Annotated in this window: 18 protein-coding genes and 1 pseudogene; 10 read left to right on the forward strand and 9 right to left on the reverse strand. The window is 63.0% G+C overall.

Annotated elements, in window-relative coordinates:
• Positions 1–230 precede the first annotated feature (230 nt).
• Complete coding sequence (gene dnaA, locus Q0X61_RS04215) at positions 231–1,565, reverse strand: chromosomal replication initiator protein DnaA (RefSeq protein WP_297740786.1); 1,335 nt, start codon at positions 1,563–1,565, stop codon at positions 231–233.
• 318 nt (positions 1,566–1,883) lie between these two features.
• Here dnaA and rpmH point away from each other — a divergent pair, with 318 nt between their 5' ends.
• The 9 genes and pseudogenes from rpmH to Q0X61_RS04260 all read left to right on the forward strand — a co-directional run bounded on the left by rpmH (position 1,884) and on the right by Q0X61_RS04260 (position 7,336).
• Positions 1,884–2,021, forward strand: coding sequence for a 50S ribosomal protein L34 (gene rpmH / locus Q0X61_RS04220; protein WP_297740671.1), 138 nt, complete (start codon positions 1,884–1,886; stop codon positions 2,019–2,021).
• Positions 2,022–2,030: 9 nt separating this feature from the next.
• Complete coding sequence (rnpA, locus tag Q0X61_RS04225; protein ID WP_297740673.1) at positions 2,031–2,381, forward strand: ribonuclease P protein component; 351 nt, start codon at positions 2,031–2,033, stop codon at positions 2,379–2,381.
• Positions 2,375–2,596, forward strand: a pseudogene (gene yidD / locus Q0X61_RS04230) (membrane protein insertion efficiency factor YidD); the annotation flags it as partial. The gene rnpA and the pseudogene yidD, both read left to right, overlap by 7 nt.
• A 53-nt stretch (positions 2,597–2,649) precedes the next feature.
• Positions 2,650–3,777 (forward strand): membrane protein insertase YidC, encoded by a 1,128-nt coding sequence (gene yidC / locus Q0X61_RS04235; RefSeq protein WP_297740788.1) that lies wholly within the window; start codon positions 2,650–2,652, stop codon positions 3,775–3,777.
• 10 nt (positions 3,778–3,787) lie between these two features.
• Positions 3,788–4,252, forward strand: a complete 465-nt coding sequence (locus tag Q0X61_RS04240; RefSeq protein ID WP_297740675.1) for a R3H domain-containing nucleic acid-binding protein — start codon at positions 3,788–3,790, stop codon at positions 4,250–4,252.
• Positions 4,253–4,290: 38 nt separating this feature from the next.
• Positions 4,291–4,914: a 16S rRNA (guanine(527)-N(7))-methyltransferase RsmG gene (rsmG, locus tag Q0X61_RS04245; RefSeq protein WP_297740677.1), complete on the forward strand. Its 624-nt coding sequence runs from the start codon at positions 4,291–4,293 to the stop codon at positions 4,912–4,914.
• Positions 4,915–5,154: 240 nt separating this feature from the next.
• A complete protein-coding gene (locus Q0X61_RS04250; protein ID WP_297740790.1) occupies positions 5,155–6,012 on the forward strand; it encodes a ParA family protein in 858 nt (285 codons plus the stop codon).
• A 3-nt stretch (positions 6,013–6,015) separates the two neighbouring features.
• The gene (locus Q0X61_RS04255; RefSeq protein ID WP_297740679.1) at positions 6,016–6,885 is read left to right on the forward strand and encodes a ParB/RepB/Spo0J family partition protein; all 870 of its coding nucleotides are present in this window, start codon (positions 6,016–6,018) and stop codon (positions 6,883–6,885) included.
• A 46-nt stretch (positions 6,886–6,931) separates the two neighbouring features.
• On the forward strand, positions 6,932–7,336 hold the full coding sequence (locus Q0X61_RS04260; RefSeq protein ID WP_297740681.1) for a DUF3817 domain-containing protein: 405 nt from the start codon (positions 6,932–6,934) through the stop codon (positions 7,334–7,336).
• A gap of 27 nt (positions 7,337–7,363) precedes the next feature.
• Here the strand turns inward: Q0X61_RS04260 and Q0X61_RS04265 are convergent, their stop codons facing one another.
• From Q0X61_RS04265 to trxB, 6 genes are read right to left on the reverse strand one after another with little or no spacing between them, the layout of a single operon-like run.
• Positions 7,364–8,053 (reverse strand): SURF1 family protein, encoded by a 690-nt coding sequence (locus tag Q0X61_RS04265; RefSeq protein WP_297740684.1) that lies wholly within the window; start codon positions 8,051–8,053, stop codon positions 7,364–7,366.
• The gene (locus tag Q0X61_RS04270; RefSeq protein WP_297740686.1) at positions 8,050–8,979 is read right to left on the reverse strand and encodes a D-alanine--D-alanine ligase; all 930 of its coding nucleotides are present in this window, start codon (positions 8,977–8,979) and stop codon (positions 8,050–8,052) included. The genes Q0X61_RS04265 and Q0X61_RS04270 overlap by 4 nt, the downstream gene beginning before the upstream one ends.
• 14 nt (positions 8,980–8,993) lie before the next feature.
• Positions 8,994–10,337, reverse strand: coding sequence for a PLP-dependent aminotransferase family protein (locus tag Q0X61_RS04275; RefSeq protein ID WP_297740792.1), 1,344 nt, complete (start codon positions 10,335–10,337; stop codon positions 8,994–8,996).
• Between the two features lie 22 nt (positions 10,338–10,359).
• Entirely contained in the window at positions 10,360–10,974 is a 615-nt protein-coding gene (locus tag Q0X61_RS04280; RefSeq protein WP_297740688.1) for a hypothetical protein, read from the reverse strand.
• 1 nt (position 10,975) lies between these two features.
• Complete coding sequence (gene trxA / locus Q0X61_RS04285) at positions 10,976–11,293, reverse strand: thioredoxin (protein ID WP_297740690.1); 318 nt, start codon at positions 11,291–11,293, stop codon at positions 10,976–10,978.
• 21 nt (positions 11,294–11,314) lie between these two features.
• Positions 11,315–12,250, reverse strand: a complete 936-nt coding sequence (trxB, locus tag Q0X61_RS04290) for a thioredoxin-disulfide reductase (RefSeq protein ID WP_297740692.1) — start codon at positions 12,248–12,250, stop codon at positions 11,315–11,317.
• Between the two features lie 100 nt (positions 12,251–12,350).
• Between trxB and Q0X61_RS04295 the strand changes: the two genes are divergently transcribed.
• Complete coding sequence (locus tag Q0X61_RS04295) at positions 12,351–12,689, forward strand: hypothetical protein (RefSeq protein WP_297740694.1); 339 nt, start codon at positions 12,351–12,353, stop codon at positions 12,687–12,689.
• A 78-nt stretch (positions 12,690–12,767) separates the two neighbouring features.
• Here the strand turns inward: Q0X61_RS04295 and Q0X61_RS04300 are convergent, their stop codons facing one another.
• Positions 12,768–13,484, reverse strand: a complete 717-nt coding sequence (locus tag Q0X61_RS04300; RefSeq protein WP_297740697.1) for a trimeric intracellular cation channel family protein — start codon at positions 13,482–13,484, stop codon at positions 12,768–12,770.
• A 116-nt stretch (positions 13,485–13,600) separates the two neighbouring features.
• Complete coding sequence (locus tag Q0X61_RS04305) at positions 13,601–14,524, reverse strand: enoyl-CoA hydratase/isomerase family protein (RefSeq protein WP_297740699.1); 924 nt, start codon at positions 14,522–14,524, stop codon at positions 13,601–13,603.
• Positions 14,525–14,943 lie beyond the last annotated feature (419 nt).

The raw sequence follows: 14,943 nt of genomic DNA on the forward strand, positions 1-14,943 counted from the left end.
GGTGTTGTGGAGACTGTGGATAACTTGCGTCGATCCTTGTCGCCATCCGAATCCTCGGTGTGGAAAAGTTCGACGAACCTGTCGAATTACACGCTGAGGATTTGTGGAGAGCCGTCCTCGAATAGTTTTCCACAGGAGCATCCACATCGAAACAACAGCACTTATCCACAACCCTGTGTGGGCATGCGACAGCGCCGCGGCGCACCGCGGTAAAGCACGAGCAGGAAGGCTCAGCGCTGTTTGATCTTGTTGGTGAGCTCAGTCACCTGGGTGAACAGCGATCGATCCTCACTGATGCGATCGGTGACGCGGCGCACGGAGTTGAGCACCGTCGAATGGTCGCGGCCGCCAAACTTGGCGCCGATCTTCGGCAAGGACAGCTCGGTGAGCTCTCGGCATAGATAGATGGCGATGTGGCGAGGCATGGCGATGCCTGCGACGCGGCTCGTCCCGGTGAGGTCATCCATCGAAATGTTGAAGTACTCACTGGTGGCTTCCATGATCGTTTGCGCATCCACCTGCACTTCGCCCTCCGGCATGAGGCTATCCAGCACTTCGGTGGCGAGCTCCGTCGTGATCTCCTGCTGATCCAGCGACGCGAGCGCCGCGATGCGGGTAAGGGCACCCTCGAGCTCGCGGATGTTCGTCGTGATTCGAGCCGCGATGAGTTCCAGCACCTGCGTACCCGCGGTCAGGCGCTGCGAAGCAACCTTTTTGCGCAAGATAGCGATGCGGGTTTCGAGGTCCGGCGGTTGAATATCGGTCATCAATCCCCATTCGAAGCGCGAACGCAGACGTGGCTCCAGCGCCTCCAGCAACTTCGGCGGGCGGTCGGAGGTCATCACGATCTGCTTTTGCGCATTGTGCAGCGTGTTGAAGGTGTGGAAGAACTCTTCCTGCGTCTGAATCTTCTGCGCCAGGAACTGAATATCGTCGACGAGCAACACGTCGATGTCGCGATACGTGCTCCTAAACTCCGCAGTTCGGTTGCTCGAGATGGCGTTGATGAAGTCGTTGGTGAGCTCTTCGGTGGAGACGTACTTCACGCGCAGATTGTCGTAGTAGCTCGTGACGTAATGCCCGATGGCGTGCAGGAGGTGCGTTTTGCCCAGCCCGGAGGCGCCGTAGATGAGCAGCGGGTTGTACGCCTTGCCGGGGGTTTCCGCGACGGCGGCCGCCGCGGCGTGCGCGAAACGGTTCGACGAGCCCGCGACGAAACTCTCGAAGGTGTAGCGGGGATTGAGGCGAACATCGGACTGGGGACGAGGCTTCGCCAAGATGGGTTCCGGAAGCTCCGAGGTTATCTCCTCGTCGACTTCCGCCTCGACAGTGCGCTGCTCGGGCACCTGATCCGGATCAATCATCACCGCGAGGTGCGTCGGGGTGTCGAAGTGATCGGACAGTTGCTCTTCGAGGGCGACGCGCAGGCGAGACTCAATGCGCTCGCGGGTGGGTTCGTCGCTCACGGCCAGCATCATCGTCGAGCCGTGCATGGCGATGGGTTTGGTGCGACGCAGCCATGCGCGAGTAGGTGCGTCGGCCGATTGAATGATGCTCTCCCACATGACATCGAGGTCAACAGCGTCAGTCACAAAGACCCCTTGTCACACTCGCGAGCGCATGCTCATTGTCCACATTTCCACAGAGTTTCCCACAGGCGCGGGTGACACCTGAACCTAGTACCCTCACTCAGGTTGCGCAACCTCTTTGAGCGAATTTGACGGCGTGTTGACTGGACTACATCAATGTAATTCATCTTGGAAGAATTCGGGTTTGGAGAAACGCCTCTCGTACGCGTATCGTTACATAGCCGCTGTCTCGGACAGCCCACGTCCTCAAGCCTTCGGGCTCGTGATCACCAGATCGTTACGGAGAATTCTCGCATGAGCAAGCGTACCTTCCAGCCGAGCAATCGTCGCCGCAGCCGCACCCACGGTTTCCGCAGCCGCATGCGCACTCGGGCCGGCCGCCAAATTCTGGCCGCCCGTCGTCGCAAGGGCCGCTCCAAGCTGTCGGCCTGATCCTGCTCCGTGCTGCCCGTCGCGCGTCGTCTGAAGGCTCCCGCAGACTTCACCGCCTGCTTTCGTGACGGCGTGAGAGCGGCAGGAGCGTCGGTCGTCGTGCACGTAGGCCGACCACCCCACACGAATCCACCCGATGTGACCCGGGTGGGTTTTGTTGTGTCTAAGAAGGTAGGCAACGCCGTCACCCGGAACCGCGTGAAGCGTCGGCTGCGGCACATCGTCGCCGACCTGCCCACCCCCCTGCACACCGACGTGGTCGTCAGGGCCCTGCCTTCGATTGTGAACGCCGGGCCTGAATTACGCGACGATGTCGCCTCCGCCTGGCGCAGAGCGTTCAAGAAGGCGTGCCGATGCTGAAGTATCCGCTCATCTGGTTCGTCAAGGGTTGGCGACGCTGGATCTCGCCGCTGTACGGGGACGTGTGCAAGTTTCATCCGACGTGCTCCGCGTACGGTCTCAGGGCGCTGGAGGTGCACGGGGCGGTGCGCGGTTGTGGGTTGATCGCGTGGCGGTTGGTGCGCTGCCATCCGTGGTCGATGGGCGGCGTGGACTATGTTCCTGGCACCAAGGAATACGACACCTGGGAGGCAGAGATGACCTCGCAGAACACACTTGAGGTGAATATCTGATGGAGTTTGTTGTCCCCCTGGGCATCGGCGACGCTTTCATGGGCTTGATGTCGACGATGATGCAGCCGCTCTACTGGGCGGTCTCCGGGCTGTTGGTGATGTTTCACTGGGTCTGGGGTGTGTGGCTGAACCTGCCGCAGGGTGCCGCGTGGGCACTGGCGATCGTCTCGCTCACCGTCATTGTGCGTACCGCGATGATTCCGCTGTTCGTGAAGCAGATCAACAGTTCGCGCAACATGCAGCTGCTTCAGCCCAAGATGCAGGAGCTGCAGAAGAAGTACGGCAGCGACCGCGAGCGTCTAGGCCAAGAGACCATGAAGCTGTACAAGGAGGAAGGCGTCAACCCCATGGCGTCGTGCTTCCCCCTGCTCATTCAGATGCCCATCTTTTTGGCGCTGTTCCGTGTGCTGCAGGGAGCATCCGACGGGCCCGTGCGCGGCCAGTGGCTGAAGGATCGCCCGGAGCTGGTCGAATCGCTGCAGAGCGCGAAACTGTTCGGAGCAGAGCTCGCCTCCCGAATCTTCCCGCTGACCCCCTTCGGCATGACGCAGATCCTCGGCATCATCTTGGTGATTTTGATGGTGGGAGCGCTGTTCATCACGCAGCTGCAGCTAATGCGCAAGAACATGCCGCCGGAAGCACTCACGGGGCCGATGGCCCAGCAGCAAAAGGTCATGCTGTATCTGTTTCCGATCCTCTACGCCACGTCCTCGGTGGTGATCCCCATCGGCGTGTTGCTGTATTGGTTTGCCTCGAATGTGTGGACGATGGCGCAGCAGGGCATCCTTATCCGCAACAATCCAGCCCCCAACACCCCTGCATACATCGACTGGGAAGAGCGCATGCGCGCAAAGGGCCAAGACCCGGCTCAGATCATGCGGGAACGCCGCGAGAAGGCTCGGCGCAAGCGCAGGGGCGTAACGAACGCGTCCACCACTCGCAAGGTGCGCGGGCAGGACGTGACAAGTTCCGACGATGTCGACGAGACCACAACCCCCACCACCCCCAGGGTGCAGCGGCAACAGGTGAGCCGCTCTACCGTTCGCGTGGACGCAGACGGCAAACGCGTGGTGACGAGGCGCCAGCCTCGCCAGCAATCGCGCGCCAAGCGCAAGAAGAAGTGAAAGGACGCTCATGAGTGACAGCGAATCCAGCCTCCTGGCTGAAGGCGACCTCGTCGCGGATTACCTTGAGGAACTGCTCGACATCGCCGACCTCGATGGGGACATCGAGAACTTAGTTGCAGAAGGAAGAGCCTTCGTGGCCATCGACACCGACTCCGACTTGCTGGTGGGCAAGGACGGCAAGGTGCTCGACGCTCTCCAGGAGCTCTGTCGCCTCGTCGTGATGACGGAGACGGGTCACCGCTCCCGGTTGATGGTGGACGTGGCCGGTTACCGTGAGCGTCGGCGAGCTGAACTCGTCGCCATGGCGCGCGATGCGATCGCCGAGGTTCAAGCCACTGGCGATCCGGTACGCATGATGCCGCTGAATGCCTACGAACGAAAGATCGTGCACGACGAGGTTGCCGGTGCCGGCCTCATGAGCGAATCCGAGGGTGAGCCTCCGAACCGTCGAGTCGTGGTGCAGAAGGCATGACGAAGCCCGGTCACGGATCGTTGGATGAAAGCGCGGCAATGGCCGCGCTTTCATCTTTATACTCACAAAGCGCTAAGCAGCTAAAACGATATGTCGATATACTGTTGCATGAGGGGATCACCTGGGGATTGCTTGGCCCGCGGGAAGGTGAACGCGTGTGGACCAGGCATATCGCCAACTCCATCGCGCTCGTGGATGTGATTGCTGAAGGTGTTCAGGTAGCCGACATTGGCAGCGGAGCTGGCTTGCCTGGCATTCCGGTGGCCCTCGTCCGCCCTGATCTTCGGGTCACCCTGGTTGAGCCACTTCTGCGACGCGCGGAGTTCCTTGAGCTCGCGGTGGACCGCCTCGACATTGGCGACCGCGTAACCGTGCAACGGGCCCGTGCAGAAGATCTGGTATCCGGGGCTAGACGTTCCGCCCTCTTCGACGTGGTGACCTGCCGAGCAGTGGCACCTTTGAGCAAACTGCTCGGTTGGACCACCGACCTGTTCCTTCCCGACGGTCAGCTCGTTGCCCTGAAGGGCCAGTCTGCCGAGCAAGAGGTTCACAAAGCCAACAAGATTCTCGCCAAGCGTCAGTGCTCGGCAGAGGTGCTTGAGCTCACACTCCCCGGTGGCCTCGAGGGCACCAGGGCCGTACGTGTTCGTCGCACTTCCTGATTGAAGTGCTGCGTTCCACGTGGAACGCTCTCGACATGTCATCGTCGGGCGGAGCGGGTAGAATCGCATCGCACGAGCGATTGGAGCACTGTGGCGATATTTTTCCGCAAACGTAAGGCGACGGCGGACGCTCCGTCTAGCGATTCCCCCCAGAGCAGCGAAGACGTTCCACGTGGAACGGAAGACGGCGTAGCCCAGCCTCGGCGTGCCAAGCTCGATGATGAGCTCGACGAGTACGGCATAGAGCCGGAGTCGGAATACGGGGACGAGCTGCATCCCGATGAGATCATTCCGAGTAAGCTGCCAAAACCGCAGACGCCGCGGGTGATCGTCGTGGCAAACCAAAAGGGCGGCGTCGGGAAAACGACCACGACGGTGAACATTGCGATGGCTCTGGCCATGGGTGGACTCAACGTGCTGGTGATCGACAACGATCCGCAGGGTAACGCCTCCACGGCGCTCGGCATCGAGCACCCACAAGGAACCCTGGGCACCTACGAAGTGCTGATTGAAGGCGATCCCATCATCGCACACGCTCAGCAGACCCCCCACTCCCCCAACCTCCACGTACTTCCCGCGACGATCGACCTCGCCGCCGCAGAGATGGAGCTCGCTACCGCTGCAGGACGGGAATCGCGAATGAGTACAGCCATCCGGGACTATCTCGAGGAGAGCGGGGCCGACTATATCTTTATCGACTGTCCCCCCTCGCTGGGCCTGCTCACACTGAACGCGTTAGTCGCAGCTAGAGAAATCATAGTGCCCATACAGACCGAGTACTACGCACTCGAGGGCGTCACCGCTTTGATGAACACGATCAACCGGGTGAAGGGCTCAATGAACGACGACCTTCGACTCTCGAACATTTTGCTCACGATGTACGACCGACGCACGAATCTGTCGAGAGACGTCGCGGCAGAGGTGCGGGCACACTTTCCCGACGAATTGCTCGAAGTGGAGATCCCGCGGTCCGTGCGCATCGCGGAGGCACCCAGTTTCGGGCAGACGGTGCTCACCTATCACCCGCGATCAGAAGGAGCCGTCGCATATCATGAGGCGGCGCAGCTCATTGCGAACCAAGTGGAGTTGAAGGAGTAAGACGTGGCGACGACGAAACCGTCGCGCCTAGGCAAGGGCCTAGACGCGCTCATGACGAACACGGCCAACGACGACCGCGTAGCGTTCAAAGAGATTGCGCTCGGCAAGATCCAGCCGAACCCGAAGCAGCCGCGACGGGACTTCGACGAAGACGAATTGGACGAGCTCGCCGAGTCGATTCGAGCATTCGGTGTGCTGCAGCCCGTGGTGGTGCGCCCGCTGAAGGCGGGTTCGTACGAGCTCATCATGGGGGAGCGCCGCCTACGCGCCAGTGAGAGGGCTGGACTACAGACCATTCCAGCGGTCATCCGCAACACAGACGACGATTCGATGCTGCGCGATGCGCTCATCGAGAACGTGCACCGCGCGGATTTGAACCCCATCGAGGAGGCGCTCGCCTACGAGCAGTTACTCGAGGAGTTCGGGTGCACGAAGGAAGAGCTGTCGACGAGAATCCATCGCTCGCGCCCACAGATCTCGAACACACTGCGCCTGCTCGGGCTGCCCACGTCGGTGCAGACGAAGGTGGCCGCGGGGGTGCTCACGGCCGGCCACGCGAAGGCCCTGTTGGGGCTCGACAACCCAGCCGCAATGGAGGCGCTTGCTACGCGCATCATCGCGGAGGGCCTTTCGGTGCGGGCGACAGAGGAGCTCGTCGTGCTCGACAAACACACCAGCGAGCGACGGTTGGTGGAGCGCGGCCCGCGTCTGCCGTCGGAGAAAGAACGCAGCCTCTCAGCCTCGCTGAGCGATCATTTTGACACCCGGGTCAAAGTGAACATCGGCCGCAACAAGGGCAAGATCACCATTGAGTTTGCGACGGGGGAGGACCTCGAGCGCATCATGGCGATCATTAACGGTAAAACTATCTAACGATAAGCCAGTAAACCCTTAAAAGAATATAGAGGTATGTCGACAAATGGATGATTTCGAGGACGTTGAGGTGGACGCCGACGATCTCCGCGAGGTGGACGTCGAAGACCTGCCCGCGATCCGCACCAGCCTACGCGCCTATCAGGTACTCGCCTGGGTGGTGGGCGTGCTGCTCGTCGTGCTTACCCTCATCGCGATGCCCATCAAGTACCTCGCCCACGACGGACGACTCGTCCAGTACGTCGGTGTGACCCATGGCTGGCTGTACGCCATCTTGCTCATCAGCGTCGTCAACCTGGGCATGAAGATCAAATGGTCATGGAAATGGCTGCTCGGCATTGCATTGGCCGGCACCGTACCGTTCCTGAGCTTCGTCGCCGAGCGCAAGGCGACGCGCTACGTGCAAGCACGCATCGCAGAGATCGAGGCAGGCGCTGCCCCCCAGCAGTAACAGCTACCGATTCGAAGGGCGACGCCCCTACGCGCGCTTCTGTTTGCGGGCTTTCGCCTGGCGCTCCTGCTGCGCAAACTGCCGCGCGAGGAAGACGCCAAAGGCGATGGAGGCGACGGCAAACACCCACCACTGCAGTGCGTAGCCCTTGTGCATCGCCGTGCCCTTCTGATCTGGCAGCTGCACCTGGGCAGGGAGGAGCCCCTGCTGAGCGGAGGCCTCGTCCTCGAGCGTAACGTAGCCCGAAATCAGCGGACCAGGCCAAGTCTGCGCCAAAGCCTGCAACCGGACGGTGCCATTCGGCCGATCGGCCGCGCTGTCGCTGGCAAGAAACACCCCCCGAATGCGCTGTGGGCCGCTCGGAGGGGGTGCGGGCTGCTCACCCTGGCTCACGCCGCCGCGCACCACCGCCAAGATTCGGCCGTCGTCGAGCCGTAACGCAGTGACCACGCGCGCCTTCGTCGAGCCCACCACCTCTTCCACATCGGGCACGTAAGTACCAGACGCGGTGACCGTCCGCCCGTAGACGTCGTCTACAGAACCGTCTGCGTGTACAGCCGGTGCCAGCTCAACGGGTTGCTGGGCCGCCCGCTCAGCGGCGATCTGTTCGACGGACAACTCGAAGCGGTGCATCTGCCACAGCCCGAGCACGAGCATCACGATGGCCACCACCACACTCACCGCGATGGCCGTAGCCTGTTTCCCGCGCAGGCTCATCTGGCTCGCTCCAGGAGCACGCAGAACACGTCGCCAATGGAACGCCCCGCGGCCTCGAACGCGAGGGGGGCAAGCGAGGTCTCCGTCATACCCGGGGCCACATTGCCTTCGATGAAGACGGGTTCGCCTTCCGGGCGCACGATCATGTCCATGCGCGACAGCTGCTCGAGCCCCAGAGCCTGGTGTGCCGCGACGGCTGCGTCTGCCACCCGGGCGGCCACCTCGTCGGGAAATGTTGGTGGAGTCACGAAGCGGGTCTGCCCTGCGGTGTACCTGGCCTCGTAGTTGTACATCCCCGAGGCCGGATGCACCTCGACTATGGGCAATGCGACAGGGCCAGCGCCCTCATCGACGATGGTGACGGCCACCTCGGTACCCTCAACGAATTCCTCAATGACTACGTTGTTTCCGTAAGCGAAGGCGCTGACGAGCGCAGTGGGAAGCTCCTCTGACGAGTGCACCATCGCGACCCCCAGTGCGGAGCCGGACTCCGATGGCTTCACCACAAGGGGGAAACCCAACCGCGCGGCCAACGCATCCATGATGCGATCGGCGCCGAGCTCTTTGAACACGTCTTGTGGAAGCGCCACCTGGTTGGGCGTCGCGACGCCGGCAGCGGCTACGATCGGGGTGGCGATGGATTTATTGAATGTTCGACGAGCGGCCCGCCCGTTCGATCCGACGAAAGGCACCCCGAGCGTCTCGAACACCTCACGCAGCGCCCCATCCTCACCCAAACCGCCGTGCAACATCGGCACCACGACGGCGTCGGGGTGCTCGTCGAACAGGGCAAGCAGGTGGGCGTCGACATCGGCTTGCAACACGTCGTGCCCGGCAGCGTGCAGCTGGGCGCTGACCCTTCGCCCCGAACGCAAAGAGATGTCGCGCTCGTGGGAGAGCCCCCCGGCAATAACGATCACGTCCATAGCAACACTCCTTGTCAGCTGAGATCCGGCGCGGGCCCGGGGCCATCGAATCGGTGAAGCTGTGTGATGGTTGTGCCGAACACCTGCTGCATCTCTAGCTCGCTGCGGATCACCTTCGCGAGCCGACGAACCCCCTCACGGATGCGCTGCGCCGTAGGGAAGCAGTACGACAACCTGATGTTGTTGGAACCCTGGCCGTCGACGTAGAACGCGGCGCCTGGCACGTACGCGACGCGCGCATTGACGCCACGGGGCAGCATGGCCTGCGCGTCGATACCCATCGGGAGGGTGAGCCACACAAAGAAACCACCCTTGGGCTGCGTCCAGGTCACCTGCTCGGGCATCAGCCGGGCGAGCTCTTCCAGCATCGCGTCGCGGCGACCGCGGTACATGTCGCGGTACGAGACGATCTGCTGCTGCCAGGGATAGTGCTCGAGGTAGTCGGCGATGGCGAACTGCGAGAACACCGGCGGGCAGAGCGTCGCTGACTCCTGCGCCAGGGTGAGCTTCTCGCGCACGGCGTGCGGGGCGAGCACCCAGCCCACCCGAAATCCGGGGGCGAAGATCTTCGAAAACGAACCGAGATAGATCACCTCGGACTGCATGGAACGCATCGCCGGCAGCGGCTGTGATTCCAGCGTGAGTAGGCCATACGGGTTATCTTCGACGACCATCACCTGCAAGTCGTTGCACACGTCGAGAACCTCCCTACGACGCTCAACCGGCTGCAGCAACCCCGAAGGGTTGTTGAAGTTTGGGATGGTGTAGAGAAATTTCACGTTCTTCTTCGCGCTGCGCACGCGGTGGATCGTCTCCCGCAGCGCGGCAGGGTCAATGCCGTCGCCATCGGAAGGCACATGCACTACCTCTGCCTGGTAGGAATGGAAGGTGCCGAGGGCGCCAACGTAGCTCGGTGACTCGGCGAGAATCACGTCGCCAGGATCGCAGAACACGCGCGTCACGAGGTCGAGGCCCTGCTGAGAGCCCGCCGTGACGACAACGTCGTCGGGATGCGCCTTAATGGACTCGAGCGCCATGACCTCGCAGATGCGCTCGCGAATCTCGGGCTCGCCTTGGCCAGACCCGTACTGCATCACTTGCGCGCCACGCTCGCGGATCAGGCGAGCGACGTTGTCGGCGATGGCGTCGAGGCCCAGATCCTTGATATTCGGCATGCCACCGGCGAGCGAAACGATCTCGGGGCGATTCGCGACGGCGAACAGCGCCCGCACGGCGGACACCCGCATGCCTTGCGTGCGCTGAGCGTAGTGATCGACGAACCGGTCCAGCCGGGTGTCATGCCTGGGGGTGCTCACCTCGTGCAGTCTACGCCGTGCACGACGCGGCTGGGTGGGAATGCCGAGCTGTCCCACACACTGGTCAGCGAGGAATCTGCGCGAGCAACGCCCGCAGCGTCTCGGGCTGCAATTCGGTGGTGGCGACGACGAGTTGCCCCGTCGTCGGCAACCCGTCAGCGCTCACCATGCGCCCGCAGGCGGCGAACGTGGTGTCCGTCGAGCGCCCGCACATCTCCGTCGCCCCCGAGCCGCCGGTTGCGTCCGGCGACGTGGAGGTACCTGGCTCGACCCCCTGCAAGTCGGTGACGCCGGCGTCGGTCATGAACTTCTCGAGATCATCGACGGGCCTGGTTAACACGACGATGAGTTGGTTCGAGCCGTCGGTGTAGTCACCGCGCAGAATCTGCTGTGATGTGCCCGGCGCCATCGACGGAGCTCCGGTGGTCGAGAGCGTGTACCCCTCGAGCTGCTGGGGCAGCGTCAGCGTTGCTGAAGGTGTGGCGCTGGGTTTCGGCGCGGTGGGTGTGCCGATGCTGCGGCCGAGCAGGTAGGCGCCGCCGATGAGCGCCACCGCCACCAGCACGGCGGCGATGGTGAACAGGGTCGGAATCGGAGGCTTCGACTGCTTGGCGTTGCGCTCCGGATGCTCGCCCTCGACGGCTTGCGCGTTGGTCACTACGTTCTTCTCGTCAGCCACGTCAGCGCAGTTCTTCGATGACCTTCTTGAGCGCCTTCTTCGTCTTGCCGCCCGTGAGCGACTTCTCGACGCTGCCTCGCTGGAAGAACTGGAGCGTGGGAAGACTCATCACGCCCTGCAGGGCAGCGAGGCCGGGCTCCGCGTTCGTGTCGACCTTGACGAATTTCACGTCGGCGTATTCCCCGTCGAGCTCCTCGAGGATGGGAGCAATCTGCTTGCAGGGTGCGCACCAGTCGGCCCAGTAGTCGACGACGACGAGCCCCTCGTGGTTGAGCACCTCGTCGGCGAATGTGCGTTCTGTAACAGCAGCGATAGCCATGCGTGTCTCCAATCAGTCGAGTCAGTTGCTCAATGAGGCGAGGAATTTTTCGGCGTCGAGCGCGGCCTTACAGCCGCTACCCGCAGCGGTGATGGCCTGGCGATAGCGGTGGTCGACGAGGTCGCCACACGCGAACACGCCAGGAACGTTGGTGATGGAGGTGTCGCCGTCGACGAGCACGTAGCCCTCCGCGTCAAGCTTCACCTGGCCCTGCACAAGCGCGGAGCGCGGGTCATGCCCGATGGCGATGAACACGCCGCCCACCTCGAGCTCGCGAGTCTCGCCCGTCACCGTATCGGTGAGGATGAGCGCCTCCACGGAGTTCTCACCCTTGATGCCGGTGACCTGCGAGTTCCAGGCAAACTCAATCTTCGGATCGTTCATGGCGCGCTCGGCCATGATGTGGGATGCGCGCAGTTCGTCGCGGCGGTGCACCACCGTAACCTTCGACCCGAAGCGCGACAGGAACGTGGCTTCCTCCATCGCGGAGTCGCCGCCGCCGATCACGGCGATGGGCTTGTCGCGGAAGAAGGCGCCATCGCAGGTAGCGCACCAGCTCACGCCACGCCCAGAGAGGCGGTCCTCGTCGGGGAGTCCGAGGCGACGGTAGCCAGAGCCCATTGCGAGGATCACCGCACGCGCGCGATACTCGGTGCCGTCGGAATCCTTCACCACTTTAACGTCGCCGGTGAGCTCGACTGCCTCAGCGTCGTCGGTGATGATCTCGGCGCCGAAGCGCTCGGCCTGGGCGCGCATCTGCATCATGAGGTCGGGGCCCTGGATGCCCTCGGGGAAGCCGGGGAAGTTCTCCACCTCGGTGGTGTTCATGAGTGCGCCGCCGGAATCCAGCGCGCCTTCAAACACCAGCGGTTGGAGGTTGGCGCGGGCGGCGTAGATCGCTGCGGTGTACCCGGCCGGGCCGGATCCGATGATGATGATGTCGCGAATGTCGGACATGGATCTCCTTGCGGCAAAACGTGCTAGCCCCACTATCCTAGACGCTTGCCAACCGGTTCCACGTTTCGAGTGCTCCCCACCGTGGGTAGGCTGTATTGCTATGAGCGAAATTGGCCGCGACGATATCGAGGCGGCGCTGGAGGTCCGCAAGGAACGCGGCGCCGACATCGAACCCGCCCTGATTGACGCCATGGCGCACAAAGTTGAGGCGACGGTGCGCAGGCGGTTCGACGCCGAGGTTGCCGAGCGTCGGCGCAGTGAGACGGCTGAGCAGTCGAGCAGGGGAGGACGCGTCGCCGTCGCAGTGCTGTCACTCATCATGGCTGTTCCGCTCACGGCCATCGCCTTGGATGCCGGCCTCCTCGCGCTCGTCGTCGTGTGGACGGGCATCGCGTTGGTCAACATCGCCCTCGGAATGCGGCGCCCGCCGAAGAAGTAGGTAGGCGCAGGGAGAACCACCACAGGTTGTCCTGGTCATCATCGCTTCCGGCTTGGCGCTCAGCCAATGCCGTGGCCGTCAATGCTCCGACGGCGTGGTTGGCGAAGTGGGCTCCTCGGGCGGGCGACCGGTGGCGCGGTCGCGGAGATTGCGCAGGGCTCGTCGGATGGCGCGACGGTTGTCGAAGTAGCTTTCGTCGTAGTGGAATATGGGCAGGTTGATCCGGAAGCGGATCGCAAGGACGCGCAGTACGAATCCGACGGCTAGCGTGATACCGACGGCCCAGTTCGTTGATGCTCCAGCGGTCAAGAGCCCGACGTAGCCGAGTCCGCAGACGGCCGAGATCGAGCCGTAAAGCTCCTGCTGGAAAACGAGGGGGATCCGGTCGCAGAGCAGGTCGCGCATGATGCCGCCGGAGACGCCGGTGAGCACCGCGGCCATGACCGCGATGACGACGCCGAGGTCCATGTCGAGCGCAGCTTGCGCGCCGAGGATGGAGAAGACGACCAGCCCGAGGGCGTCGAGCAGCAGGAACCACTGTCGAAAGTACTTCATGAGGTGGGAGATCGACATCGCCACCGCCGAAGCGCCGACGACCAGAAGCAGGTAGAGCGGCTCCCGGATCCAGATGAGGGGGTAGTTGTTGAGCAGCACGTCGCGGATGGTGCCACCACCGAGCGCCGTCACGAAGCCGACCATGATCACGCCGAACAGATCCATGCGGGCCTTGCCCGCCGCGAGTGCGCCGGTCATGCCCTCCGCGGTGATGCCGACGATCCACAACCAAGTGAGCATGCCGTCTCCCTTTCAGAGCTGGACTCTAAGGTAGCCGGCGCTCCGGGATGGCTGGCGTCACGTGACCTTCAGGGCGGTCACCGCGGCTGCGAACTCCGGTAGCCGCCCTCGTCACGTCAGTACGCGAACACTTCGTCGACGGCGGAATCTGGCACGTCTTCCAGGCGCTGCCAACGCCACTGCGGGCGGTTGTCTTTGTCGACGAGCAGCGCGCGCACGCCTTCGGCGAAGTCGATGGGGAGCATGCGCTCTGCCAGGCGCAGATCTTGGCCGAACACCTCAGACAGCCGCAGATTGGCGGCTCCGCGCAGGGCGCGCAGCGCGACGAGCACCGAGAATGGGCTGTGTGCGCGGATGTCGGCAGCGGCCGCGTTCGCATCCGGGTGCTCGTGCTCCTCGAGGCGGCGCACGATCTCGACGGCGTCGTCACCTTGGTAGCACTCCTCAATCCACTGCGCTTCGGGCGAGAACAGCGGAGCGGGGAGTTCGCCGTCGCGGGACTCATTGGCGATGTTGAGACGCAGCGCGTCGCCGCCGGTGAAGGTGCGGCTGGTGAGCGCGAGGTGCGTGCCGACGGAGCCCGCGCGCGAGAGCTGGTACATGATGGCGCAGTCGGGGAAGAACCCGATCTTCGTTTCGGGCGTGGCCAGCGTGGAGGATTGCCCCACGATGCGTCTCGCCGCATGCCCGGCAAGGCCGAGGCCGCCGCCCATGGTGATGCCGTGCATCTGAGCGGTGACCGGCGCGGGGGAGGTGGCGAGCAGCATATCGACGGCGTACTCGAGCTCGAGGAACTGCAGCCAGGGGCCGCCGTCGAGGATTGTCTGGCGCAGTTCGCGAACGTCGGCGCCCGCGCAGAAGCCGCGCTCGCCCTCGCCGCGCAATTCGATGGCGGTGATCGTCTTCTTGTGCAGCCAGCTTTGGAGGGTCTCGTAGACGGCTTCGAGCATCTCGAGATTGAGCGCGTTGATGGTGCGCGGGCGACACAGCGTGAGGTGGCCGACGTCGTCGATGATCTCACTGCGAATGAGTTCCGTCATGGCCCCAGAGTGTACCTAGCGTACTTCGCTCTTGTGCGACTGAGCGCACACCAGATGCCCAAAACCGGCCCACAAACCCCAGAATCGGCAACTGGAGTGCGCTCAGTCGCGCTGCGGGGTGTGAAACAGAAACTGCGGGGTCGAAAGATAAGAGGAGGCCGGACGCAGGGGGGGTGAGCGTCCGGCCTCGGCCACGCGTTTCCAGGTAGTGATGGGGGGGGGAACTTACGTACCTTCAACTGCGTGGCGAATGACACAATAGCTTGAAGGGAGATCACCTTTCAACGCGGGGGGAGGCAATACGCACCGATTCATTGGCCATGGGTTCCAGCGATCCTTTTCTTCGTGGGTTTTGCCACCTGGCTAGGTGATTTAGTTGAAAATTACTGGAATATTGGAATCCGCAGTCGGCCATGCCG

This window comes from uncultured Tessaracoccus sp., assembly GCF_947255005.1.
GTDB lineage: Bacteria > Actinomycetota > Actinomycetes > Propionibacteriales > Propionibacteriaceae > Arachnia.

Bases quoted from the DNA above. Each gene is read 5' to 3' on its own strand.
- dnaA (WP_297740786.1), bottom strand. From the start codon at position 1,565: ATGTGGGAGAGCATCATTCAATCGGCCGACGCACCTACTCGCGCATGG.
- rpmH (WP_297740671.1), top strand. From the start codon at position 1,884: ATGAGCAAGCGTACCTTCCAGCCGAGCAATCGTCGCCGCAGCCGCACC.
- Q0X61_RS04240 (WP_297740675.1), top strand. From the start codon at position 3,788: ATGAGTGACAGCGAATCCAGCCTCCTGGCTGAAGGCGACCTCGTCGCG.
- rsmG (WP_297740677.1), top strand. From the start codon at position 4,291: ATGGCCGCGCTTTCATCTTTATACTCACAAAGCGCTAAGCAGCTAAAA.
- Q0X61_RS04260 (WP_297740681.1), top strand. From the start codon at position 6,932: ATGGATGATTTCGAGGACGTTGAGGTGGACGCCGACGATCTCCGCGAG.
- Q0X61_RS04265 (WP_297740684.1), bottom strand. From the start codon at position 8,053: ATGAGCCTGCGCGGGAAACAGGCTACGGCCATCGCGGTGAGTGTGGTG.
- Q0X61_RS04270 (WP_297740686.1), bottom strand. From the start codon at position 8,979: ATGGACGTGATCGTTATTGCCGGGGGGCTCTCCCACGAGCGCGACATC.
- trxA (WP_297740690.1), bottom strand. From the start codon at position 11,293: ATGGCTATCGCTGCTGTTACAGAACGCACATTCGCCGACGAGGTGCTC.
- trxB (WP_297740692.1), bottom strand. From the start codon at position 12,250: ATGTCCGACATTCGCGACATCATCATCATCGGATCCGGCCCGGCCGGG.
- Q0X61_RS04295 (WP_297740694.1), top strand. From the start codon at position 12,351: ATGAGCGAAATTGGCCGCGACGATATCGAGGCGGCGCTGGAGGTCCGC.
- Q0X61_RS04300 (WP_297740697.1), bottom strand. From the start codon at position 13,484: ATGCTCACTTGGTTGTGGATCGTCGGCATCACCGCGGAGGGCATGACC.
- Q0X61_RS04305 (WP_297740699.1), bottom strand. From the start codon at position 14,524: ATGACGGAACTCATTCGCAGTGAGATCATCGACGACGTCGGCCACCTC.